The sequence below is a fragment of the Streptomyces sp. HUAS MG91 genome, assembly GCF_040529335.1.
GTDB lineage: Bacteria > Actinomycetota > Actinomycetes > Streptomycetales > Streptomycetaceae > Streptomyces > Streptomyces tabacisoli.
Genome location: NZ_CP159534.1, coordinates 5,059,633 through 5,081,041 on the forward strand (window position 1 = coordinate 5,059,633; position 21,409 = coordinate 5,081,041).

Consider the following 21,409-nt stretch of genomic DNA (forward strand, 5'->3'; position numbering starts at 1 on the left):
TCACGAACCGATCGGGAAACCCGGGACCACCGGGAAGCACAGCACGGCGGAGCAGCGGCGGGCACAGCGAGGGAGCGGCACGTGAGCGAGACCAGCGCACAGGCCACGGCGGCCGTCACCGAGGCAGCGGCGGCGGCCTCGGGGACCTGGCGGCGGGCCGGCCTCGCGGGCGCCGCGGTGGGGGTGGTCGCCGCGGGCGCCGCCGCCGGAGTCGCCGTGGAGCGGCTCACCGTGGGCCGCGGGATGCGCCGCAAGGCCCGGCTGGCGCTGGACGCGTCGGGGCCCTACGGCTCGCTGCGCGGCCTGCCCGGCAAGGCGTACGCCGCGGACGGCACGGAGCTGTACTACGAGGTCGAGGAGATCGACGAAGCGGCGCCGGAGGGCAGCACCGCCACCGGCACCCGCAGACGGCGCCTGTTCGGCCGCAAGACGCCCGCGCCCGTCACCGTCGTCTTCAGCCACGGCTACTGCCTGAACCAGGACTCCTGGCACTTCCAGCGCGCGGCCCTGCGCGGTGTCGTGCGGTGCGTGTACTGGGACCAGCGCAGCCACGGCCGCTCCGGGCGCGGGGTGGAGCAGACGGAGAGCGGCGCGCCGGTCTCCATCGACACCCTCGGGGGCGACCTCAAGGCCGTCATCGACGCGGCGGCGCCCGAGGGCCCGCTCGTCCTCGTCGGCCACTCCATGGGCGGCATGACCGTGATGGCGCTCGCCGACCAGCACCCGGAGCTGATCCGCGACCGGGTCGTGGGCGCCGCGCTCGTGGGCACGTCGTCGGGCCGCCTCGGCGAGGTGAACTACGGCCTCCCGGTGGCCGGGGTGAACGTGGTGCGGCGGGTCCTGCCGGGCGTCCTCAAGGCCCTCGGGCAGCGCGCCGAGCTGGTCGAGCGGGGGCGCCGGGCCACCGCCGACCTGTTCGCCGGGATCATCAAGCGGTACTCGTTCGCGACCCGGGACGTCGACCCGGCGATCGCCCGGTTCGCCGAGCGGATGATCGAGGGCACGCCGATCGACGTGGTCGCGGAGTTCTATCCGGCGTTCCAGGAGCACGACAAGACGGCCGCGCTGAGCCGCTTCGCCGGGCTGCCCGTCCTGGTCCTCGCGGGGGAGCAGGATCTGGTGACGCCGAGCGGGCACAGCGAGGCGATCGCGGAGCTGCTGCCCGACGCCGAGTTCGTGCTCGTGCCGGACGCCGGACACCTGGTGATGCTGGAGCACCCGGAGGCCGTCACCGACCGGCTGGCCGATCTGCTGGCCCGTACGGGCGTGGTACCGGCAGCCGCTACCGTGGGGATTTATGGAGACACCGGCAGCACCGCACAACCCGGCGGCTGAACCCGCCACCCCCACGGCCCCCGCCGCTCCCGGCACGCCCGTATCCACCGTCACGGTGACGGTCACCTCCCCGGACGCGATGGGGGAGCTGGGCCTCGCCCTGGCGAAACGGCTGCGCCCCGGCGACCTCGTGATGCTCACCGGTGAGCTGGGCGCCGGCAAGACGACCCTGACCCGCGGCCTCGGCGCGGGCCTGGACGTGCGCGGTGCGGTGACCTCGCCGACGTTCGTGATCGCCCGCGTCCACCCGCCGCTCGGCGCGGGCCCGGCGCTGGTGCACGTCGACGCCTACCGGCTCGGCGGCGGTCTCGACGAGATGGAGGACCTGGACCTCGACGTCTCGCTCCCGGACTCCGTGGTCGTCGTGGAGTGGGGCGACGGCAAGGTCGAGGAGCTCTCCGACGACCGGCTGCACGTGCTCATCGACCGGGCCACCGGCGACACCGACGACGAGGTGCGCGTGGTGACGCTGCACGGCATCGGGGCGCGCTGGACCGAGGCGGACCTGGCCTCGCTGGCGGGCTGACCACCTTCTTCCCGTACATCCCGACAGGGCGTCGGCAACATGTTGCGCGACGCCCCGTCGGCGTGTTCACATGGAAGCCGGTCTTGGTTAGGTCTACCTAACCACGATTGCTCAGGCTGCCCCGGGAGGCGTCCATGTCGGCATCGGAACGTGACGTAGAGACCCGCGCGGCACCGCTGCTGCCGCGCGCGGGGCGGGACGTGGCGCGCGGGGTGTCGATGGCGGACCTGCTGGCCTCGTGCGCGGCGGCACGACTGGTCTCGACGCCGCCCGCCCATGCGGGCGCGGCGCCGGTCCCCGCCGAGAAGTCCGGCTAGGGCCGGTCCGTCGGACAGGCCCTAGGGCACCACGACGACGAGCCGCCCGAAGGTGGCGAACTCCCACATCGCGTTGCCGTCGGCCCGCGACTCGCGGATGCCGCCGGTCTGCTTCGTCGGGTCGGGCTCGGGCGTGGAGCCGTCGACGGCGGCGCTGAACCCGATCACCACCCCGTTCGCACTGGCGAACCGCACCACGTGCTCGACCGGCGTCCCGTCCGTGCCCGGGATGGCCCCCGAGCGCGAGTTCACCGTGTACTTGCCGGGCGCCGGGTCGACCGTGCCGGGCGTCACCTCGTACGTGCGCTGCACCTTCCCGCGCGGGCTCACCAGCCAGACGCGGTCCGCGTCCAGCGCGTAGACGACCCGCTCACCCTTGCCGGACTGCTCGGGCAGCGCCTTCGGGTCCGCCTTCTTCTTCGGGGAGGCGGACGCCGACGACGAGGACGAGGAGGCGTCGGAGGGCGACTTGCCGAGGTCGGCCGGCGCGCTGGCCGAGGCCTGATAGGCGAGGAAGCCGACCACGGCGAGCGCGCCCGCGGTCAGCGCGGTCACGAATCCGGTGCTGCTCCGTGCCACCAGGTGCCTGCCTCTCGGTGTTCGACTTCTCCCGGTGACGGTAGCAGCCGGGAGCAGGCGTCCCCCTGGTTGTCGGCGGTCCGGACGTGTCCGCTCTTGTGTGGTCGACAGGCCCTGCCGCCGGTTTCCCGTCTGCGTCGCGGGGTCCGGCACGCGCATCTGCGGCGTTGTCGTCGGTCAACGACGCTCCGCGTCGCCTCCCTCCTCCGCCTTGCAGCTGCACGCACCGGACCCCGCGACGCCCGCCCTGCGGGCGGACGACGGGAAACCGGCGGCAGGGCCTAGGCTGTTCGCGTGCTGTTGCTCGCTGTGGATACCGCCACCCCCGCCGTCACCGTCGCCCTGCACGACGGCTCCTCCGTCGTCGCGGAGTCGAGCCAGGTGGACGCCCGCAGACACGGGGAGCTGCTGCTGCCCGCCGTCGACCGGGTGCTCCAGGAGGCCGGGCTGAAGCTGGACGCCGTCACCGGGATCGTCGTGGGCGTCGGCCCGGGACCGTACACCGGGCTGCGCGTCGGGCTGATGACCGCCGACACCTTCGGGCTCGCGCTCGACGTGCCCGTGCACGGCGTGTGCACGCTGGACGGCCTCGCGTACGAGACCCAGGTGGAGGGCCCCTTCGTCGTCGCCACCGACGCCCGGCGCAAGGAGGTGTACTGGGCGCGCTACGAGAACCCGCGCACCCGCACCACCGACGCCGCCGTCGACCGGCCCGCCGACATCGCGGAGCAGGTCGCGGGGCTGCCCGCCGTCGGCGCGGGCGCGCTGCTCTACCCCGAGGTCTTCCCGGACGCGCACGCCCCCGAGCACGTCAGCGCCGCCGCGCTCGCCGCGCTGGCCGCCGAGAAGCTGGCCGCCGGCGAGGAGCTCCTGGAACCCAGGCCGCTGTACCTGCGCCGGCCCGACGCCCAGGTCCCCAAGAACTACAAGGTGGTCACCCCCCAGTGACCACTGTGGACGTCGACATCCGCGAGATGCGCTGGTGGGACATCGACCCGGTGCTCGCCCTGGAGAAGGCTCTCTTCCCGGACGACGCCTGGTCGCGCGGCATGTTCTGGTCGGAGCTCGCGCACGCGCGCGGGGTCGGCTCGACGCGGCGGTACGTCGTCGCGTACGACGGGGACCGGCTGCTCGGCTACGGCGGGCTCGCCGCCTCCGGGGACCTGGCCGACGTCCAGACCATCGCCGTCGCCCGCGACCAGTGGGGCAGCGGGCTCGGCGCCCGGCTGCTCACCGAGCTGCTGCGGCACGCCACCGCCTTCGAGGTCGCCGAGGTGATGCTCGAGGTGCGCGTCGACAACACCCGGGCGCAGAAGCTCTACGAGCGTTTCGGCTTCGAGCCGATCGGCTTCCGCCGCGGCTACTACCAGCCGGGCAACGTGGACGCCCTCGTGATGCGTCTGACCACCGACACCGTGACCGACACCACCGTGACCGAAGAGAAGAACCATGGCTGACGAACCGCTCGTCCTCGGCATCGAGACCTCCTGCGACGAGACCGGCGTCGGCATCGTCCGCGGCACCACCCTGCTCGCCGACGCCGTCGCCTCCAGCGTCGACGAACACGCCCGCTTCGGCGGCGTCGTCCCCGAGGTCGCCTCCCGCGCGCACCTGGAGGCGATGGTCCCGACGATCCAGCGCGCCCTGAAGGACGCGGGGGTGACCGCGAAGGACCTCGACGGCATCTCCGTCACGGCGGGCCCCGGGCTCGCGGGCGCGCTCCTCGTCGGTGTCTCGGCCGCGAAGGCGTACGCGTACGCGCTCGGCAAGCCGCTCTACGGCGTCAACCACCTCGCCTCGCACATCTGCGTCGACCAGTTGGAGCACGGCAAGCTGCCCGAGCCGACGATGGCGCTGCTGGTCTCCGGCGGCCACTCGTCGCTGCTGCTCTCCACCGACATCACGTCCGACGTGCGGCCGCTCGGCGCGACCATCGACGACGCCGCCGGTGAGGCCTTCGACAAGATCGCGCGTGTGCTGAACCTCGGCTTCCCGGGCGGGCCCGTCATCGACCGGTACGCCAAGGAGGGCGACCCGAACGCGATCGCCTTCCCGCGCGGACTCACCGGCCCGCGCGATCCCGCGTACGACTTCTCCTTCTCGGGTCTCAAGACCTCCGTGGCCCGCTGGATCGAGGCCAAGCGGGCCGCCGGCGAGGACGTGCCGGTGCGGGACGTGTCGGCGTCCTTCCAGGAGGCCGTCGTCGACGTGCTGACCCGCAAGGCCGTCCGCGCCTGCAAGGACGAGGGCGTCGACCACCTGATGATCGGCGGCGGCGTCGCGGCCAACTCGCGGCTGCGCGCCCTCGCCCAGGAGCGCTGCGAGAAGGCCGGGATCCGGCTGCGGGTGCCCCGGCCCAAGCTGTGCACGGACAACGGCGCGATGGTCGCCGCGCTGGGCGCCGAGATGGTGGCCAGGAACCGGGCGGCCTCCTCGTGGGACCTGTCCGCGGACTCGTCGCTGCCCGTCACCGAGACGCACGTACCGGGCCACGACCACGGCCACGACCACGTGCACGAGGTCAGCAAGGAGAACCTCTACTCGTGAGCGTCGCCCTGATGTGGGAGGCCCGGGCGGTCGCCGGACGCGGCGACGAACTCCTCGCCTGGGCCAGGGCGCAGCCCCTGGAGCGCGAGCCGGCGCGCCGCGAGACGCTGCGCGCGCCCCAGGACCGGGTCCTCGTCATCACGTGGTGGGACGCCGCGTACGACGCCGAACTCCCCGAACTGCCCGAGCCGGACGGCGATCTGGTGACGCGTGCCGTGCACCGCTGGCGGTTCGAGACCGCCTGAGCCAGGTCCCACCCTCGGCCCGTTAAGGGCTGTTTCGCGGTGGTGTGTATCCGAGATTTTCTGAGATTTTCCGAAGAGTCGGGGCGAGAGGTTTACCGTTGTAATAATTCGGACTTACGTTCCCTGAGTGACTGAGAAGAAACGGTTCCGTGGGCGTGCGGTGAAGGCCGCCGGTGTCGTCCTCGGCTGCGCCCTCGTGCTCGGCGGCGCCGGTGCCGGCTGGGTGTACTGGCACCTGGACCACAACATCCACAGCGTCGACATCGACAGCGCGCTCGGCGACAACCGCCCGGCCCGCGCCGACCGGGCGGGCCCGTCGCCCTCGCCGTCCGCCTCCGCGTCGCAGGAACCGGTCGAGAAGGGCGTCCTGAACATCCTCGTCCTCGGCTCCGACTCGCGCTCCGGCAAGGAGAACAAGAAGCTCGGCGGCGGTGACAGCGGCGGGGCGCGGTCCGACACCGCGATGGTCCTGCACCTGAACGCCGACCGGTCCGAGGCGACCGTCGTGAGCATCCCGCGCGACACCCTCGTGGAGCGTCCCTCGTGCCCGACGGAGTCCGGCGGGACGACGGCGGTCGCGTACGGCGTCATGTTCAACAGCGCCTACTCGCTGGGCGGTCCGGTCTGCGCGGTGAAGACCGTCGAGACCATGACCGGGGTGCGCATGGACCACTATCTGGAGGTCGACTTCGCGGGCTTCGCGAAGCTCATCGACGCGCTCGGCGGTGTCGACATCACCACGGACGAGGACATCGACGACGACCTCAGCCAGCTCCACCTGACGGCCGGCCCGCACCATCTCGACGGCAGGACCGCCCTGGCCTTCGCCCGGACCCGGCACGGAGTCGGCGACGGCAGCGACCTGGGTCGCATCAAGCTCCAGCAGCAGCTGGTGAAGGCGCTGGCGGACGAGGTCTCCGGCTCCGGGCTGCTCACCAGCCCCACCCGTCTCTACCAGGTCGCCGACGCGGCGACGGGCGCCCTCACCACCGACACCGGCCTCGACTCGCTGAGCAAGCTGTCGGGCCTGGCGCGCAGCCTCCAGGGCCTGTCCGGCGACTCCGTGAAGACCGTGATGATGCCCGTGGTGCCCGCGCCGTCCGACCGCAACCGGGTGGTGGCCGACGAGCCGGAGGCCAAGGAGCTCTGGGAGTCGCTGCGTTAGCCGTCCGCGCGGGCCGGGGCCGGGGCTCCCACCAGCATGGTCGGCGCCCCCGCCACCCGGGTCAGGAACACCGTCGCCGACGCCTTCCCGTAGGGCTTCGGCATGACCTTGCGGCGCAGCTCCTCCGGCTCCACGGCGGACCCGCGCTTCTTCACGGTGAGCACCCCGACCCCGCGCTCGCGCAGCAGTGCTTTCAACTTCTTCACGTTGAACGGGAGTTGGTCGGTGATCTCGTACGTGCTCGCGTACGGCGTCGGGAGCAGGTCGTCCGCGGTCACATAGGCGATGGTCTCGTCGACCAGGCCGCCGCCGACCCGCTCGGCCACCTCGGCGACCAGGTGCGCGCGGATGACGGCGCCGTCGGGCTCGTACAAGTACCGCCCCACGGGCCGCACTTCGGGGTCGGGCAGCCCGCGCCCGGCCAGCGCCCGCGGACCCGGCAGCAGCGTGGCGCGCATCCTCCCGGGCTCGGTGCCGAACCACAGCACGGCCTCCTTCACGTCGCCCCCGTCCGAGATCCACTCGGCGTCGGCCGCGTCCGGGATCGCCTCGTGCGGGATGCCGGGCGCGATCTTCAGCGCCGCCCGGGGCGCCTTCAGCGCGGCGGAGACGGCCCAGGACAGGGGCGGTGAGTAGGCCTCGGGGTCGAAGATGCGGCCCCGGCCGCCCCGGCGCGCGGGGTCCACGAACACGGCGTCGTACGCGGACGTGTCCACCTCCGTGACGTCCGCCTCCCGCACCTCGATCAGCTCGGCGAGCCCCAGCGCCTCGGCGTTGGCCCGGGCGACGGCGCAGGTCAGCGGGTCGCGGTCGACGGCGAGGACGGAGATCCCGGCGCGGGCCAGCGCGATCGCGTCGCCGCCGATGCCGCAGCACAGATCGGCGACGGACCGGACGCCCAGCTCCCGGAAGCTCTCCGCCCGGTACGCGGCCACGCTGGTCCGGGTCGCCTGCTCGACGCCGTTCGCCGTGAAGTACATCCGGGCCGCGTCGTCCGCCCCGAACTTCGCCGCCGCCCGCTGCCGCAGCCGGGCCTGGGCGAGTGCGGCCGAGACGAGGTCGGCCGGGTGCTCGCGGCGCAGCCGAGTGGCGAGCGCGAGTTCCTGGGCCGGGTCGTGGTCGCGCAGCGCGTCGAGCAGGGCGCGGCCCTCGTCGGTGAGCAGGGCGGCGAAGGAGGCGGGGTCGTTCACCCGGCCCATTGTCCGCCAGTCGGTGGACGATCCCGCGCACGGCGGCGGTGTCGGCCCCTGACCAGCGCGTTGAGCTGCAAGGATCCGGCGCCATGCAACTAGTACGACAAAACGAAAAAAGCCGGAGAAGGTGGACGGCGAGACGGCTCTCCGTCGCCGTCCTGGCGGCCTGCGCCCTCGCCTCCGGCTGCGCCGCGGGCGGCGGCGACGCCACGACCGTACGGCCGGCCCCCGGCCAGCAGCCCCTGAAGGCCCCGCCGGCCCGCGCCCTCGACTCGTACGCCACCCGTCTCAAGGCCGAACGCGCCCGCGTCGTCACGGCGGCGAAGCGCTGGGGCCTGGCCGCGCCGCCGCTGGCCGCGCCCGCCCCGCCCGCGCGCAAGCCGCACATCGAGCCGCGCAAGGGCTTCGAGGTCGACGACCAGAAGGAACTCGGCCTGCCCCCGGTCTTCACGACGATCCCCACCAAGAAGAAGATCGTCTTCCTCACGATCGACGACGGCGCCGAGAAGGACCCGGCGTTCGTGCGGATGATGAGCGAGCTGAAGATCCCGTACACCGCCTTCCTCAGCGACTACCTCGCCAAGGAGGACTACGGCTACTTCACGACGATGCAGAGGGCCGGGGTGGGCCTGAACAACCACACGCTCCACCACCCCTACCTGCCGGGCCTGTCCTACGCGGGACAGAAGCGCGAGATCTGCGGCATGCAGGACGTCATCGAGAAGCACTACGGCAAGCGCCCGACCCTCTTCCGCCCGCCCTACGGCAACTACAACCAGGACACCCTGAAGGCCGCCAAGTCCTGCGGGGTGAAGTACGCGCCCATCTGGAACGCCGAGGTCTTCGTGGACCGAATGGACTACCGCGAGTGGGACCGCGACATCCATCCGGGCGACATCATCCTCACGCATTTCCGCGGTCGCGAGGACTGGAAGGGCACGATGCCCGACATGATCCGTACGTTCATGAAGTACGTCACCGGCAAGGGGTACGCGGTGGCACGCCTGGAGGACTACCTGTGACACGTCATGGGGCGGGGGGCGGTGTCCGGCGGCCGGGGGCGCGGGCGGCGATCGTCTGCGCCCTGGCCGCCGCGCTGCTCACCGGGTGCGCGCAGTCCGTCGACCCGATCGAGCGGATGGGCCGGAAGGCGGCGCAGAAGGTCCGCAGGCCCGATCCGCCGCCGGCGGCCGGCGCGCCCGCCCCGGACGTCCACCGCCGCTGGGGGCTGGCCGCCCCGCTGGCCCCGGCGCCCCGGCCGCACCGGGTGCTCGCGGCCCGCGCCCCCGGCACGGTGCCGCCGGTCATCGACCACGTGCCCACCCGCGACAAGGTCGTCTTCCTGACCTTCGACGACGGCGCCGAGCGCGACCCGCGGTTCGTCGACATGGTCCGCGAACTGCGGCTGCCGATCTCGATGTTCCTCGCCGACTCGGCCGCGGCCACGGGCTACGACCACTTCGGACAGCTGCGGCGGCTCGGCGCCCAGGTGGAGAACCACTCGCTGACCCACCCGTTCCTGCCCGGCCGGGGCTACGTCGACCAGCACGCCGAGATCTGCGGCCAGCAGACCCGGCTCAAGTCCCGCTTCGGCGCGGCCCCGCGGCTGTTCCGCCCGCCCTACGGGGACTACGACGCCGACACCCTGCGGGCGGCCGGTGACTGCGGCATCGACGCGATCGTCCTGTGGCGCGCCTCGATGCAGATCAACGACCTGCGTTACGCCGACGGGGACCGGCTGCGCCCCGGCGACATCATCCTGGCCCACTTCCGCGGCCCCGCGGAGCTGAAGGGCACGACCCTGACGGAGATGACCTCGCGGATGCTGCGGCGCGTCCAGGAGCAGGGGTTCACGGTGGCCCGGCTGGAGGACTACGTCTGAATCCGCTGCCAGGCGGCGGCCGCCAGGGTCGCCGCCCACGCGGCGGCGAACAGTTGGACCGACGCGGCCCACGGGCGCCGCAGCCACAGGAACGCGGCTCCGAAGAGCAGCGCCGCCCCCGCGCCGCCGGCCCAGAGCCACACCTCGGTCCGGTCCGGCGGCGCCGACTCCGGGTCCGCGCCGCCGAGCCCCTGAAGCGCCAGGCTGAACACCACGAGAGCCAGATAGGCGGCCTCCAGGAGCAGCACGAGGGCCACCAGGCAGCCACCGGCGAACGTGTCGTCGTCCGGCCGCTCCATGTCACCGGCCTCCGATGAACGGCAGCACCCCGACGAAGGCCACCACGGCCCCCGCGAAGACCTGGATCCCCGCCGTCACCAGCAGGGGGCTGCGCCCGAAGCGGAAGGCGAACGACGACGCGAGGATCAGTCCGGCGAGCAGCAGCGTCCCGAGCGCGACCTGGCCGCGCGAGGCGTGGGCGCCGTAGGACCAGACCGCCACGTTCAGGCAGCCGATCACGTCCACGAACAGGACGAACAGCGCGAGCGCGATATCGCCCGCCAGTGACTTCGGAGTGCGCTGGTGACCGGTCATGCCAGGACTCTCGTACGGAACCCCGGCCTCCATCCGTACGTTCCCCGACCGAGACCGATCCGTGGCCCGCCGGAGGCCTTCGGGGAGGGGGCGGGAGCGGGGCGGAAGGGCGCCGCGCGGAGAGCTCGATTAGCAGTCCGCTTGACCGAGTGCTAATCGCGGTCATAGTCTCGGCTCTGGCACTCCCCGTAGGAGAGTGCCAACAGCGACGGGCAGGTCCGGCACCCGCGACGACGGATCCACCTGGTCGCCACCTCAGACAGTTAACCCCGTGAGATCTCCGAAGGGGGAGGTCGGATCGTGACGACCGCCAGCTCCAAGGTTGCCATCAAGCCGCTCGAGGACCGCATTGTGGTCCAGCCGCTCGACGCCGAGCAGACCACGGCCTCAGGCCTGGTCATTCCGGACACCGCGAAGGAGAAGCCCCAGGAGGGCGCCGTCCTCGCCGTGGGCCCGGGCCGGTTCGAGAACGGCGAGCGCCTGCCGCTCGACGTCAAGGTCGGCGACGTCGTGCTGTACAGCAAGTACGGCGGCACCGAGGTGAAGTACAACGGCGACGAGTACCTCGTCCTCTCGGCCCGCGACGTGCTCGCGATCGTCGAGAAGTAATCCACTTCCGGATTACCGGCTTCACCGAAGCGACATTGCTTCAGCTTTCGATCTGCGCCCCTGGCACCCGCGATGCACATCAGCCGGGGTCGGGGGCGCGGTTCGTTTTCACACCAAGCTTCACCCTAGTTTTCCGAGAGGGCTGAAACGCTCCCATGGCGAAGATCCTGAAGTTCGACGAGGACGCCCGTCGCGCCCTTGAGCGCGGCGTCAACAAGCTTGCCGACACGGTGAAGGTGACGATCGGCCCCCGCGGCCGCAACGTCGTCATCGACAAGAAGTTCGGCGCCCCCACCATCACCAACGACGGTGTCACGATCGCCCGCGAGGTCGAGATCGAGGACCCGTACGAGAACCTCGGCGCCCAGCTGGTGAAGGAGGTGGCGACCAAGACCAACGACATCGCGGGTGACGGCACCACCACCGCCACCGTGCTCGCCCAGGCCCTGGTCCGCGAGGGTCTGCGCAACGTCGCCGCGGGTGCCTCCCCGGCCGCCCTGAAGAAGGGCATCGACGCCGCCGTCAAGGCCGTCTCCGAGGACCTGCTCGCCACCGCGCGCCCGATCGACGAGAAGTCCGACATCGCGGCCGTCGCCGGTCTGTCCGCCCAGGACACCCAGGTCGGCGAGCTGATCGCCGAGGCGATGGACAAGGTCGGCAAGGACGGTGTCATCACCGTCGAGGAGTCCAACACCTTCGGTCTGGAGCTGGACTTCACCGAGGGCATGGCCTTCGACAAGGGCTACCTGTCCCCGTACTTCGTCACCGACCAGGAGCGTATGGAGGCCGTCCTCGACGACCCGTACATCCTGATCCACCAGGGCAAGATCGGTTCGATCCAGGACCTGCTCCCGCTCCTCGAGAAGGTCATCCAGGCCGGCGGCTCCAAGCCCCTGCTGATCATCGCCGAGGACGTCGAGGGCGAGGCCCTGTCGACCCTGGTCGTGAACAAGATCCGCGGCACGTTCAACGCCGTCGCGGTCAAGGCCCCCGGCTTCGGCGACCGCCGCAAGGCGATGCTCCAGGACATGGCCACCCTCACCGGTGCCACCGTCATCGCCGAAGAGGTCGGCCTCAAGCTCGACCAGGCCGGTCTGGACGTGCTCGGCTCCGCGCGCCGCGTGACCATCACCAAGGACGACACCACGATCGTCGACGGTGGCGGCAACAAGGCCGACGTCGAGGGCCGCGTCAACCAGATCAAGGCCGAGATCGAGAACACGGACTCCGACTGGGACCGCGAGAAGCTCCAGGAGCGCCTCGCGAAGCTCGCCGGCGGCGTCTGCGTGATCAAGGTCGGTGCCGCGACCGAGGTCGAGCTCAAGGAGAAGAAGCACCGTCTGGAGGACGCCATCTCCGCGACCCGCGCCGCGGTCGAGGAGGGCATCGTCTCCGGTGGTGGCTCCGCTCTGGTGCACGCCTCCAAGGTCCTCGAGGGCTCGCTCGGCAAGGAGGGCGACGAGGCCACCGGCGTCGCCGTCGTCCGCAACGCCGTCGTCGAGCCGCTCCGCTGGATCGGTGAGAACGCCGGCCAGGAGGGCTACGTCATCGTCTCCAAGGTCAAGGAGATGGAGAAGGGCCAGGGCTACAACGCCGCCACCGGTGAGTACGGTGACCTGGTCAAGGCCGGCGTCATCGACCCGGTCAAGGTGACGCGCTCCGCGCTGGAGAACGCCGCCTCCATCGCCTCGCTGCTCCTGACGACGGAGACCCTCGTCGTCGAGAAGCCGGCCGAGGAAGAGGCCGACGCCGGTCACGGCCACGGCCACGGTCACTCGCACTGACCCGAGCCCCACCTGAGGCCCGCCTCCCGTTTCGGGGGGCGGGCCTCACCCGTTTCCGCCGGCGCGTCTGCCGAGTGCGGGTCGCGTGTGGTTGGCCGCGCAGTTCCCCGCGCCCCTGAGGCGTGCGCTGCGCGCAGCCTCCCCTGAAGGCCGCAGGCCTCTCAGGGGCGCGGGGAACTGCGCGACCAGCCACGACGAGAGCCGCGGACGAACGCGATCTACTGCGGCCCGTACTTCCGCCCCGTCCGCGACGTCACCCCGCCCAACAAAGAACGCGGGGTCACTTTCACCACCCCCATCAACGCCTTGTACCGCGGATCCGGGATCGACAACGACTTGCCCCGGGACAGATCGGTCAGCGCGGCCGACACCAGCTTGTCGGCGTCGAGCCACATCCAGTTCGGGATGTTGTCGGTGCCCATACCGGCCCGCTGATGAAACTCCGTCCGCACGAAACCGGGGCACAACGCCATCAGCCGCACCCCGGTCCCCGCCAGATCCTTCGCGGCGCCCTGCGTGAACTGCACGACCCACGCCTTCGACGCCCCGTACGTGCCGCGCGGCACGAACGCCGCGACCGACGCCACGTTGACCACCCCGCCGCGCCCGCGCTCCCGCATCGCCGAGGCCGCCGCCGACGTCAGCCGCAGCACCGCCTCGCAGTGCACCTTCAGCATGGTCAGCTCGTCGGCCATGGAGACTTCGAGGTAACGGCCCTTGTTGCCGAACCCGGCGTTGTTGACGAGCAGGTCGACCGCGGCCTTGCGGTCCTTCAGCCGCTCCTCGACCGCCGCGATGCCGTCGTCGGTGGCGAGGTCGGCGGTGAGCACCTCGGCCTCGATGCCGTGCCGGTCGTGCAGCTCCGTCGCCTGGTCCTGGAGGCGCTCGGTGTCGCGCGCGACGAGGACCAGATTGTGGCCGTCGGCGGCCAGGCGCCGGGCGAACGCGGCGCCGATGCCCGCGGTGGATCCGGTGATCAGTGCCGTAGTCATGGCCCCAGGTTAGTGACGGCCGGATGGTGCCGGTGATCACCGGCCGGGTCAGGAGCCGTACTTCGCCACGTACTCCCGCGCCGCCCGCAGCTCCTCCGGGTGCAGCGCCTCGCCGGCCGCCAGCATGCTCGGCAGCAGCGAGCGCTCGGTGGTCACCGCGCGGAACGCGAGCTGGACCGTCACGTCGTGGTCCGGGCGGTGCACGATCTCGATCGGGTCCCCGGCGCGGATCTCGCCCGGCTCGATCACCCGCAGATACGCGCCCGCGGCCCCCTCCTGCGTGAACCGCTTGACCCAGCCCTTCTCGCCGAGATGCCCCTGGAACGTCCGGCACGGGATCCGGCTGGACGACACCTCGAGGACCACCTCGGAGCCGATCCGCCAGCGCTCGCCGATCCGCGCGCCCGTGATGTCGAGGCCCTCGGTCGTCAGGTTCTCCCCGAAGGCGCCGCTGGGGATCGGGCGGCCCAGGGTGCGCTCCCAGGCGTCCAGGTCCTCGCGCGCGTACGCGTACACGGCCTGGTCGTCGCCGCCGTGGTGCCGCTTGTCGCACACCGCGTCCCCGGCGAGACCGCTGCCGCCGGTGCCCTTCGGACCCGGCGCGGCCACCCGCACGGGCCCCTCGACCGGCCGCTTGTCGATGCCGGTCACGCCCTCGGCCTGGTCGGTGTACGCCACGGCCTTGCGGTGCCCGAGATTGAGAGACAGGAGCTTCATACCGGCCACGCTACGGGACCCCGGACCAAAGCCGCCACGCAATATTCGGCGCATTCCCCAAGCAGGGCTTATGCTTGAGGAGTGATCGAAGCCCGCCACCTCCGCGTCCTGCGCGCCGTCGCCGCCACCGGCTCCTTCTCGGCGGCCGCCCGGGAGCTGGGCTGCACCCAGCCCGCGGTCAGCCAGCAGATGAAGGCCCTGGAGTCCTCGGCGGGCACCCCGCTGCTGATCCGCACCGGCCGCGAGATGCGCCTGACCCAGGCGGGCGAGGCGCTGGTCCGGCACGCGGCGGGCATCCTCGCCGGGCTAACCGCCGCGGAGGAGGAGGTCGCCGCGATCGCCGGGCTGCGCGCGGGCCGCGTCCGCCTGGTGTCGTTCCCCAGCGGCAGCTCGACCCTGGTGCCGACGGCGCTGGCCGCGCTGCGCGCCGAGCACCCCGGCACCCGGGTCTCCCTGGTCGAGGCCGAGCCGCCGCGCTCGGTGGAGATGCTGCGCGAGGGCGACTGCGACGTCGCGCTCGCCTTCCGGTACGAGGGCGCCCAGGCGGCCGAGGACTGGGACGACCTCGTCGTGCGCCCGCTGCTCGCCGACCGCCTGGTGGGCCTGGTCCCCGAGGGGCACGCGCTGGCCTCCGCCAGTGAGGTCACCATCGACGCGTTCGCGGACGAGCCGTGGATCGCGGGCTGCCCGCGCTGCCGCCGCCAGTTGGTGGAGGTGTGCCGCGGTGCCGGATTCGCGCCCCGCATCGACTTCGCGACGGACGACTATCCGGCCGTGATCGGCCTCGTCGGCGCCGGGCTCGGCGTCGCCGTCCTGCCCGAACTGGCCATCGAATCCGTTCGGCCCAAGGGTGCACGCACAGTGACGGTCGAGCCGCCCGTGCAGCGTGAGATCGTCGCGCTCACCCTGCCCGATCTGGCCCAGGTGCCGGCCGTCGCCGCCACCCTCGACCACCTGGCGCGGGCCGCCGACAAGGCCGCCGCGCGCTGAATCCCGCCGTACCCCGCTGAACGCCGATGTGGGCGCACGGGGTGCGCCCACATCTGGAGAAACGTTCCTTCAGTTGGTGGAAGCGGTGGCCGCCGATGGCGCGCCGCCCGCCGACGACGCGGTCACGAGCCGGTTGCGGGCCCGCCCCATCAGCTCCTCGCGCTCGTCCTCGGTGAGTCCGCCCCACACGCCGTACGGCTCGCGCACCTGTAGCGCGTGAGCAGCGCACTCCGCGCGCACCGGGCACCGCATGCAGACCTCCTTGGCCGAGGTCTCACGGGCGCTGCGGGCCGCGCCGCGCTCCCCCTCGGGGTGGAAGAAGAGAGAGCTGTCGACCCCGCGGCAGGCCGCGAGCAGCTGCCAGTCCCACAGATCTGCGTTCGGTCCGGGAAGGCGGGAGAAATCTGCCATTGGTGTGTCCCCTTGTTGCCGTTGTAGCCGTTGTGACGCGGAACGGTGCCCATGACCGTACATCTACTGTCTAAGGAGATGAAAATATGACTCATTGCGAATCTAGCTACAGACACCAGCAAAAGGGAAGAAATACCGCTAAATGGGGCATAGGTTGTGGTGAAACCTTGAGAGTGCGCCGCGCTGCCCCCGTTGTGTCCGGCCCCTCACGTAGAGTGCCGAACCAGGCCGTCTGACCCGTAACTCTTTCGAGTGACCATCGTTGAGAGTGCTGAGGCGGTTGAAGGAACAAGCTCTCGGGCATCTGTCCGAACGGCTTGCCGAGTGTCGACCGCACAGGTGACGATTCGTACAAAGCCTGGAGGCTCAAGGTGACGCGCATCAGCTGCGGAGGACGGTCATGACATCCGTCCTCGTCTGCGACGACTCCCCGCTTGCCCGAGAGGCGCTGCGCCGCGCGGTCGCGACCGTGCCCGGCGTCGAGCGCGTGACGACCGCGGCCAACGGCGAGGAAGTCCTCCGCCGCTGGGGCGCCGACCGCTCGGACCTGATTCTGATGGACGTACGCATGCCGGGTCTCGGCGGCGTCGAGACAGTGCGACGGCTGCTTTCGGCCGATCCCGGTGCGCGCATCATCATGCTCACCGTCGCCGAGGACCTGGACGGTGTGGCCCTCGCGGTCGCCGCCGGTGCCCGCGGCTATCTGCACAAGGACGCCTCGCGCGCCGAGCTGCGGGCCACGGTGACCCAGGCCCTCGCGGACCCGACGTGGCGGCTCGCCCCGCGCCGGCTGCGCTCGGCCGAGATGGGCGCCGCGCCCACCCTCACCGCGCGTGAGATCCAGGTGCTCGAAGGCATGAGTCACGGCCGGTCCAACGCGGAGATCGGGCGCGAGCTCTTCCTCTCCGAGGACACCGTGAAGACGCACGCGCGGCGGCTGTTCAAGAAGCTCGGGGCGTCCGACCGGGCGCACGCGGTGGCGCTCGGGTTCCGTTGGGGCCTCGTGCGGTAGCACTCCGTTCGGGGTTCCGGGTGCGGGCTGCGAATTGCCACGTGATGTTGTCGGCCGGCTGCAGCTTTGTTGTGGCTGGTCGCGCCGTTCCCCGCGCCCCTTGCGGGGTGCGGTACGGGTCGCCGCTCCGCGTTTCGCGCGCGATGCCGCATCCTTGGTGGTGTGGAGTTCCGCGGGGACGACGAATCCGGCGAGCAGGGTCAGCGAGAGGGGAGGGCGCAGGAGATGAGTTCCGGCGCACCTGCCCCGAACGCTTCGGGCGCCTCCGGCGCATCGGTCGATAACGCTTCGGTGCACAACCAGGGACGCGATGCCGCGGACCGCACCTCGGCAGGGCACCATAGGTCGATGCGCGACGACGAGGGAGCGGCCCAGCAAGGGGTCATCGGTACGCTCGTCGGCCGCGCGGTCGACGGCGACGCGCAGGCGACGCACGATCTCCTCGCGCACGTCCACCCCCTCGCCATCCGGTACTGCCGCACCCGGCTGTCCCGGCTGCCGGGCGACGCCCGGCACTTCGTCGAGGACCTCGCCCAGGAGGTCTGTGTCGCGGTCCTGCTCGCGCTGCCGCGCTACAAGGACACGGGCCGGCCTTTCGAGGCCTTCGTCTTCGCCATCGCCGCCCACAAGGTCGCCGACCTGCAGCGCGCGGCGATGCGCGGCCCCGGCTCGACGGCCGTGCCGTCCGACGAGATGCCGGAGCGGCCCGACGACTCCCTCGGCCCGGAGGAGCGCGCGCTGCTCAGCAGCGACGCCGAATGGGCCAAGAAACTCCTCGCGAACCTCCCGGAGAACCAGCGGGAGCTGCTGCTCCTGCGCATCGCCGTCGGCCTCACCGCCGAGGAGACCGGGCAGATGTTGGGGATGTCACCCGGAGCCGTGCGCGTCGCGCAGCACCGGGCGCTCAGCCGCCTGCGCGCGCTCGCCGAGCAGTAGCACACGACCCCGGTCGCGTACGTGTGAACGTACAAAGAAGGCCGATGATCTTGCTCGTGGAATGAGACACGCCCGCAGGCCGTTAGCATGGACACCCGCACCGATCAAGGCCATTTGGAGAAGGTGTCATGACTGCGAACGTCGACGGCGTGCCCGGTAAATTCGCGACTCTCGGGCTGACCTACGACGACGTGCTGCTGCTGCCCGGCGCGTCGGAGGTCCTCCCGAACGCGGTCGACACCTCGTCCCGCATCTCGCGCAACGTCCGGGTGAACATCCCGCTGCTCTCCGCCGCGATGGACAAGGTCACCGAGGCCCGCATGGCCATCGCCATGGCCCGCCAGGGCGGCGTCGGCGTGCTGCACCGCAACCTCTCGGTCGAGGACCAGGTCAACCAGGTCGACCTCGTGAAGCGCTCCGAGTCCGGCATGGTCACCGACCCGATCACCGTGCACCCCGACGCGACGCTGGCCGAGGCCGACGCGCTGTGCGCCAAGTTCCGCATCTCCGGTGTCCCGGTGACCGACCCGGCGGGCAAGCTGCTCGGCATCGTCACCAACCGCGACATGGCGTTCGAGAACGACCGCAGCCGTCAGGTCCGCGAGGTCATGACGCCGATGCCGCTGGTCACCGGCAAGGTCGGCATCTCCGGCGTCGACGCCATGGAGCTGCTGCGCCGCCACAAGATCGAGAAGCTGCCGCTGGTCGACGACGCGGGTGTGCTCAAGGGCCTCATCACCGTCAAGGACTTCAAGAAGGCCGAGCAGTACCCGAACGCCGCGAAGGACGCCGAGGGCCGGCTGCTCGTCGGCGCCGCCGTGGGCGCGAGCCCCGAGGCGCTGGAGCGGGCGCAGGCGCTGGCCGCCGCCGGTGCCGACTTCCTCATCGTCGACACCTCGCACGGCCACAACAGCAACGCACTGAGCTGGATGTCGAAGATCAAGTCCGCGGTGGACGTCGACGTGATCGGTGGCAACGTGGCGACGCGTGACGGCGCCCAGGCGCTCATCGACGCCGGTGTCGACGGCGTCAAGGTCGGTGTCGGCCCGGGCTCCATCTGCACCACCCGCGTCGTCGCCGGCATCGGCGTCCCTCAGGTCACCGCGATCTACGAGGCCGCTGTCGCGGCCCGCGCGGCCGGCGTCCCGGTCATCGGCGACGGCGGCCTCCAGTACTCCGGCGACATCGGCAAGGCGCTGGCCGCCGGCGCCGACACGGTGATGCTCGGCTCGCTGCTCGCGGGCTGCGAGGAGTCGCCGGGCGAGCTGATGTTCATCAACGGCAAGCAGTTCAAGTCGTACCGCGGCATGGGCTCGCTGGGCGCCATGCAGTCCCGCGGCCAGGGCCGGTCCTACTCCAAGGACCGCTACTTCCAGGCCGAGGTCGCCTCCGACGACAAGCTCGTGCCCGAGGGCATCGAGGGCCAGGTGCCCTACCGCGGCCCGCTGGCGAACGTGCTGCACCAGCTCGTCGGCGGTCTGCGCCAGACCATGGGCTACGTCGGCGCCGCCACCATCGACGAGATGGAGTCCAAGGGCCGCTTCGTGCGCATCACCTCCGCGGGCCTCAAGGAGAGCCACCCGCACGACATCCAGATGACGGTCGAGGCACCGAACTACAGCCGCAAGTAATCGCAGGTCATCGCAGGAGGGGCCGCCCCGGGATCACCAGGGCGGCCCCTCTCACGCGTGTCGGGGATACTGGACACGCAGACCAAGAGGGAAAGGCCCCACATCGTGACTGAGATCGAGATCGGGCGCGGCAAGCGCGGCCGCCGTGCGTACGCGTTCGACGACATCGCCGTCGTGCCGAGCCGGCGCACCCGCGACCCGAAGGAGGTCTCGATCGCCTGGCAGATCGACGCCTACCGCTTCGAGCTGCCGTTCCTGGCAGCGCCCATGGACTCCGTCGTCTCCCCGGCGACCGCGATCCGCATCGGTGAGCTGGGCGGCCTCGGCGTGCTCAACCTCGAAGGCCTGTGGACCCGGTACGAGGACCCGCAGCCGCTGCTCGACGAGATCGCCGAGCTCCAGCCGGAGGCCGCCACGGCCCGTCTCCAGGAGATCTACTCGGCGCCGATCCAGGCCGACCTGATCAAGCAGCGCATCAAGGAGGTGCGCGACTCCGGCGTCGTCACCGCCGCCGCGCTCTCCCCGCAGCGCACCGCCGAGTTCTCCAAGGCCGTGGTGGACGCGGGCGTCGACATCTTCGTCATCCGCGGCACGACCGTCTCCGCCGAGCACGTGTCGGGCGCCGCCGAGCCGCTGAACCTGAAGCAGTTCATCTACGAGCTGGACGTCCCGGTGATCGTCGGCGGCTGCGCCACGTACACCGCCGCGCTGCACCTGATGCGGACCGGCGCCGCCGGTGTGCTGGTCGGCTTCGGCGGCGGCGCCGCCCACACGACGCGCAACGTGCTGGGCATCCAGGTCCCGATGGCGACCGCCGTCGCCGATGTCGCCGCCGCCCGCCGCGACTACATGGACGAGTCCGGCGGCCGGTACGTGCACGTCATCGCCGACGGCGGCGTCGGCTGGTCCGGCGACCTGCCGAAGGCCATCGCCTGCGGCGCCGACTCCGTGATGATGGGCTCGCCGCTGGCCCGCGCCACGGACGCGCCCGGCCGCGGCCACCACTGGGGCATGGAGGCCGTCCACGAGGACGTGCCGCGCGGCAAGAAGGTCGACCTCGGCACGGTCGGCACCACCGAGGAGATCCTCACCGGTCCCTCGCACATCCCCGACGGGTCGATGAACTTCTTCGGCGCGCTCAAGCGGGCCATGGCGACCACCGGCTACAGCGAGCTCAAGGAGTTCCAGCGGGTCGAGGTCACGGTCGCGGACTCGCAGCACCGCCGCTGACACCCCGTACGCAGAAAGGGCCGGGCCCCGCCGTTCAACGGCGGGGCCCGGCCCTTTCTGCCTGCGGTGGTACGTGCGTCAGAGCGCGGCCTTCTTGGCGGAGCCGAACGCGGCGAAGGCGCCGATGGCCATGAAGACGTACTCCTTGACGTCCGCGTTCTCCTTCCACGCGTCGTTGATGAAGCCGAAGTGGTCGGTGAGGGCCGTGAAGAAGGAGACGTGCGCGGCCTCGCCGACGTACATCGCGACCCCGGTGATCTGCCCCAGGTACACGGCGGCGAGCGAGATCACCGCGCTGAGGATCGGCAGCACCGCGTTGCGCCCGCCGACCTTGCCCACGACGAGCCCGACGACGAAGCCGACGCCGATGGCCGCGTAGCCGATCTCGTGGTCGGTGGCCTTCATGATGGCGCCGTACGCCCAGGCCAGGATCAGGGCCACGACCACACCGGCGACGATCCCGAGCGCCGGGTTGCCGCCGCGGGCCGGGACCGGCTGCGGGGGCGGGAAGCCGCCGGGCGCCGGCTGCTGCTGCGGGAACGGCGCGTACTGCTGCTGCGGCTGGCCCGGCTGCTGCTGCGGGTAGCCGTAACCCGGCTGCGGCGGGGCCGCGGCGGGCTTGTCCTGCGCGTACGGATTGCCGTCCTGGGGCTGTGGCTGAGGTGGCTGCGGCGGCTGGGTCATGCGGTCCCCCCGAAGTGTGAACGTGGGCAC

General features: G+C 71.7%; 25 protein-coding genes. 17 read left to right on the plus strand and 8 right to left on the minus strand.

What is annotated here, in order from left to right; all coding sequences use genetic code 11:
• The first annotated feature begins 81 nt into the window (after positions 1-81).
• The 3 genes from ABII15_RS23150 to ABII15_RS23160 all read left to right on the plus strand — a co-directional run bounded on the left by ABII15_RS23150 (position 82) and on the right by ABII15_RS23160 (position 2,178).
• Positions 82-1,335, plus strand: coding sequence for an alpha/beta hydrolase (locus tag ABII15_RS23150; RefSeq protein WP_353944203.1), 1,254 nt, complete (start codon positions 82-84; stop codon positions 1,333-1,335).
• Positions 1,298-1,861: a tRNA (adenosine(37)-N6)-threonylcarbamoyltransferase complex ATPase subunit type 1 TsaE gene (gene tsaE / locus ABII15_RS23155; protein ID WP_353944204.1), complete on the plus strand. Its 564-nt coding sequence runs from the start codon at positions 1,298-1,300 to the stop codon at positions 1,859-1,861. Before ABII15_RS23150 ends, tsaE begins: the two co-directional genes overlap by 38 nt.
• Before the next feature lie 134 nt (positions 1,862-1,995).
• Positions 1,996-2,178 (plus strand): hypothetical protein, encoded by a 183-nt coding sequence (locus ABII15_RS23160; protein WP_353944205.1) that lies wholly within the window; start codon positions 1,996-1,998, stop codon positions 2,176-2,178.
• A gap of 21 nt (positions 2,179-2,199) precedes the next feature.
• Here ABII15_RS23160 and ABII15_RS23165 read toward each other — a convergent pair whose 3' ends face one another.
• Entirely contained in the window at positions 2,200-2,757 is a 558-nt protein-coding gene (locus ABII15_RS23165; RefSeq protein ID WP_353944206.1) for a hypothetical protein, read from the minus strand.
• 294 nt (positions 2,758-3,051) lie between these two features.
• Between ABII15_RS23165 and tsaB the strand changes: the two genes are divergently transcribed.
• The 5 genes from tsaB (at position 3,052) to ABII15_RS23190 (ending at position 6,714) form a co-directional block, all read left to right on the plus strand.
• A complete protein-coding gene (gene tsaB, locus ABII15_RS23170; RefSeq protein WP_353944207.1) occupies positions 3,052-3,705 on the plus strand; it encodes a tRNA (adenosine(37)-N6)-threonylcarbamoyltransferase complex dimerization subunit type 1 TsaB in 654 nt (217 codons plus the stop codon).
• A gap of 26 nt (positions 3,706-3,731) precedes the next feature.
• Entirely contained in the window at positions 3,732-4,214 is a 483-nt protein-coding gene (gene rimI / locus ABII15_RS23175; RefSeq protein ID WP_353947164.1) for a ribosomal protein S18-alanine N-acetyltransferase, read from the plus strand.
• Positions 4,207-5,304, plus strand: coding sequence for a tRNA (adenosine(37)-N6)-threonylcarbamoyltransferase complex transferase subunit TsaD (gene tsaD / locus ABII15_RS23180; RefSeq protein ID WP_353944208.1), 1,098 nt, complete (start codon positions 4,207-4,209; stop codon positions 5,302-5,304). The genes rimI and tsaD overlap by 8 nt, the downstream gene beginning before the upstream one ends.
• Positions 5,301-5,549, plus strand: a complete 249-nt coding sequence (locus ABII15_RS23185) for a hypothetical protein (RefSeq protein WP_353944209.1) — start codon at positions 5,301-5,303, stop codon at positions 5,547-5,549. The genes tsaD and ABII15_RS23185 overlap by 4 nt, the downstream gene beginning before the upstream one ends.
• A gap of 127 nt (positions 5,550-5,676) precedes the next feature.
• Complete coding sequence (locus ABII15_RS23190) at positions 5,677-6,714, plus strand: LCP family protein (protein WP_353944210.1); 1,038 nt, start codon at positions 5,677-5,679, stop codon at positions 6,712-6,714.
• Here ABII15_RS23190 and ABII15_RS23195 read toward each other — a convergent pair.
• Entirely contained in the window at positions 6,711-7,913 is a 1,203-nt protein-coding gene (locus ABII15_RS23195) for a methyltransferase domain-containing protein (protein ID WP_353944211.1), read from the minus strand. The two genes, ABII15_RS23190 and ABII15_RS23195, sit on opposite strands and share 4 nt — an antisense overlap.
• Before the next feature lie 83 nt (positions 7,914-7,996).
• Here ABII15_RS23195 and ABII15_RS23200 point away from each other — a divergent pair, with 83 nt between their 5' ends.
• Entirely contained in the window at positions 7,997-8,929 is a 933-nt protein-coding gene (locus ABII15_RS23200; protein ID WP_353944212.1) for a polysaccharide deacetylase family protein, read from the plus strand.
• Entirely contained in the window at positions 8,926-9,789 is an 864-nt protein-coding gene (locus ABII15_RS23205; protein ID WP_353944213.1) for a polysaccharide deacetylase family protein, read from the plus strand. The genes ABII15_RS23200 and ABII15_RS23205 overlap by 4 nt, the downstream gene beginning before the upstream one ends.
• Here the strand turns inward: ABII15_RS23205 and ABII15_RS23210 are convergent.
• Positions 9,780-10,088: a hypothetical protein gene (locus ABII15_RS23210; RefSeq protein ID WP_353944214.1), complete on the minus strand. Its 309-nt coding sequence runs from the start codon at positions 10,086-10,088 to the stop codon at positions 9,780-9,782. The two genes, ABII15_RS23205 and ABII15_RS23210, sit on opposite strands and share 10 nt — an antisense overlap.
• 1 nt (position 10,089) lies before the next feature.
• Complete coding sequence (locus ABII15_RS23215; protein WP_353944215.1) at positions 10,090-10,383, minus strand: hypothetical protein; 294 nt, start codon at positions 10,381-10,383, stop codon at positions 10,090-10,092.
• A 300-nt stretch (positions 10,384-10,683) separates the two neighbouring features.
• On the opposite strand from ABII15_RS23215, the gene groES reads away from it, so the two are divergent.
• Both groES and groL read left to right on the plus strand, forming a co-directional pair.
• Positions 10,684-10,992, plus strand: a complete 309-nt coding sequence (gene groES, locus ABII15_RS23220; protein WP_006347174.1) for a co-chaperone GroES — start codon at positions 10,684-10,686, stop codon at positions 10,990-10,992.
• 155 nt (positions 10,993-11,147) lie between these two features.
• Positions 11,148-12,776, plus strand: coding sequence for a chaperonin GroEL (gene groL / locus ABII15_RS23225; protein WP_353944216.1), 1,629 nt, complete (start codon positions 11,148-11,150; stop codon positions 12,774-12,776).
• A gap of 218 nt (positions 12,777-12,994) precedes the next feature.
• Here groL and ABII15_RS23230 read toward each other — a convergent pair whose 3' ends face one another.
• A complete protein-coding gene (locus ABII15_RS23230; protein ID WP_353944217.1) occupies positions 12,995-13,768 on the minus strand; it encodes an SDR family oxidoreductase in 774 nt (257 codons plus the stop codon).
• Between the two features lie 48 nt (positions 13,769-13,816).
• The gene (locus ABII15_RS23235; protein ID WP_353944218.1) at positions 13,817-14,485 is read right to left on the minus strand and encodes an MOSC domain-containing protein; all 669 of its coding nucleotides are present in this window, start codon (positions 14,483-14,485) and stop codon (positions 13,817-13,819) included.
• A gap of 81 nt (positions 14,486-14,566) precedes the next feature.
• Here ABII15_RS23235 and ABII15_RS23240 point away from each other — a divergent pair, with 81 nt between their 5' ends.
• A complete protein-coding gene (locus ABII15_RS23240) occupies positions 14,567-15,475 on the plus strand; it encodes a LysR family transcriptional regulator (RefSeq protein WP_353944219.1) in 909 nt (302 codons plus the stop codon).
• 69 nt (positions 15,476-15,544) lie between these two features.
• Here ABII15_RS23240 and ABII15_RS23245 read toward each other — a convergent pair whose 3' ends face one another.
• Positions 15,545-15,886 carry a WhiB family transcriptional regulator gene (locus ABII15_RS23245; RefSeq protein WP_353944220.1) on the minus strand — a complete coding sequence of 114 codons (342 nt, stop codon included), beginning with the start codon at positions 15,884-15,886 and terminating at the stop codon, positions 15,545-15,547.
• A 400-nt stretch (positions 15,887-16,286) separates the two neighbouring features.
• On the opposite strand from ABII15_RS23245, the gene ABII15_RS23250 reads away from it, so the two are divergent.
• From ABII15_RS23250 to ABII15_RS23265, 4 genes are all read left to right on the plus strand, one after another.
• Positions 16,287-16,898: a response regulator transcription factor gene (locus ABII15_RS23250; protein ID WP_003948568.1), complete on the plus strand. Its 612-nt coding sequence runs from the start codon at positions 16,287-16,289 to the stop codon at positions 16,896-16,898.
• Between the two features lie 348 nt (positions 16,899-17,246).
• On the plus strand, positions 17,247-17,834 hold the full coding sequence (locus ABII15_RS23255; RefSeq protein ID WP_351452910.1) for a sigma-70 family RNA polymerase sigma factor: 588 nt from the start codon (positions 17,247-17,249) through the stop codon (positions 17,832-17,834).
• A gap of 128 nt (positions 17,835-17,962) precedes the next feature.
• Positions 17,963-19,465: an IMP dehydrogenase gene (gene guaB / locus ABII15_RS23260; protein WP_353944221.1), complete on the plus strand. Its 1,503-nt coding sequence runs from the start codon at positions 17,963-17,965 to the stop codon at positions 19,463-19,465.
• Positions 19,466-19,570: 105 nt separating this feature from the next.
• On the plus strand, positions 19,571-20,695 hold the full coding sequence (locus tag ABII15_RS23265) for a GuaB3 family IMP dehydrogenase-related protein (protein ID WP_111663889.1): 1,125 nt from the start codon (positions 19,571-19,573) through the stop codon (positions 20,693-20,695).
• 78 nt (positions 20,696-20,773) lie between these two features.
• Here ABII15_RS23265 and ABII15_RS23270 read toward each other — a convergent pair whose 3' ends face one another.
• Positions 20,774-21,379, minus strand: a complete 606-nt coding sequence (locus ABII15_RS23270; protein ID WP_353944222.1) for a hypothetical protein — start codon at positions 21,377-21,379, stop codon at positions 20,774-20,776.
• Positions 21,380-21,409 lie beyond the last annotated feature (30 nt).

Coding starts and splice junctions, on each gene's coding strand:
- tsaD (WP_353944208.1), top strand. CDS start 4,207: ATGGCTGACGAACCGCTCGTCCTCGGCATCGAGACCTCCTGCGACGAG.
- ABII15_RS23250 (WP_003948568.1), top strand. CDS start 16,287: ATGACATCCGTCCTCGTCTGCGACGACTCCCCGCTTGCCCGAGAGGCG.
- ABII15_RS23245 (WP_353944220.1), bottom strand. CDS start 15,886: ATGGCAGATTTCTCCCGCCTTCCCGGACCGAACGCAGATCTGTGGGAC.
- ABII15_RS23210 (WP_353944214.1), bottom strand. CDS start 10,088: ATGGAGCGGCCGGACGACGACACGTTCGCCGGTGGCTGCCTGGTGGCC.
- ABII15_RS23160 (WP_353944205.1), top strand. CDS start 1,996: ATGTCGGCATCGGAACGTGACGTAGAGACCCGCGCGGCACCGCTGCTG.
- ABII15_RS23255 (WP_351452910.1), top strand. CDS start 17,247: ATGCGCGACGACGAGGGAGCGGCCCAGCAAGGGGTCATCGGTACGCTC.
- ABII15_RS23215 (WP_353944215.1), bottom strand. CDS start 10,383: ATGACCGGTCACCAGCGCACTCCGAAGTCACTGGCGGGCGATATCGCG.
- tsaE (WP_353944204.1), top strand. CDS start 1,298: ATGGAGACACCGGCAGCACCGCACAACCCGGCGGCTGAACCCGCCACC.
- ABII15_RS23230 (WP_353944217.1), bottom strand. CDS start 13,768: ATGACTACGGCACTGATCACCGGATCCACCGCGGGCATCGGCGCCGCG.
- guaB (WP_353944221.1), top strand. CDS start 17,963: ATGACTGCGAACGTCGACGGCGTGCCCGGTAAATTCGCGACTCTCGGG.
- ABII15_RS23200 (WP_353944212.1), top strand. CDS start 7,997: ATGCAACTAGTACGACAAAACGAAAAAAGCCGGAGAAGGTGGACGGCG.
- ABII15_RS23195 (WP_353944211.1), bottom strand. CDS start 7,913: ATGGGCCGGGTGAACGACCCCGCCTCCTTCGCCGCCCTGCTCACCGAC.
- ABII15_RS23235 (WP_353944218.1), bottom strand. CDS start 14,485: ATGAAGCTCCTGTCTCTCAATCTCGGGCACCGCAAGGCCGTGGCGTAC.
- groL (WP_353944216.1), top strand. CDS start 11,148: ATGGCGAAGATCCTGAAGTTCGACGAGGACGCCCGTCGCGCCCTTGAG.
- rimI (WP_353947164.1), top strand. CDS start 3,732: ATGCGCTGGTGGGACATCGACCCGGTGCTCGCCCTGGAGAAGGCTCTC.
- ABII15_RS23270 (WP_353944222.1), bottom strand. CDS start 21,379: ATGACCCAGCCGCCGCAGCCACCTCAGCCACAGCCCCAGGACGGCAAT.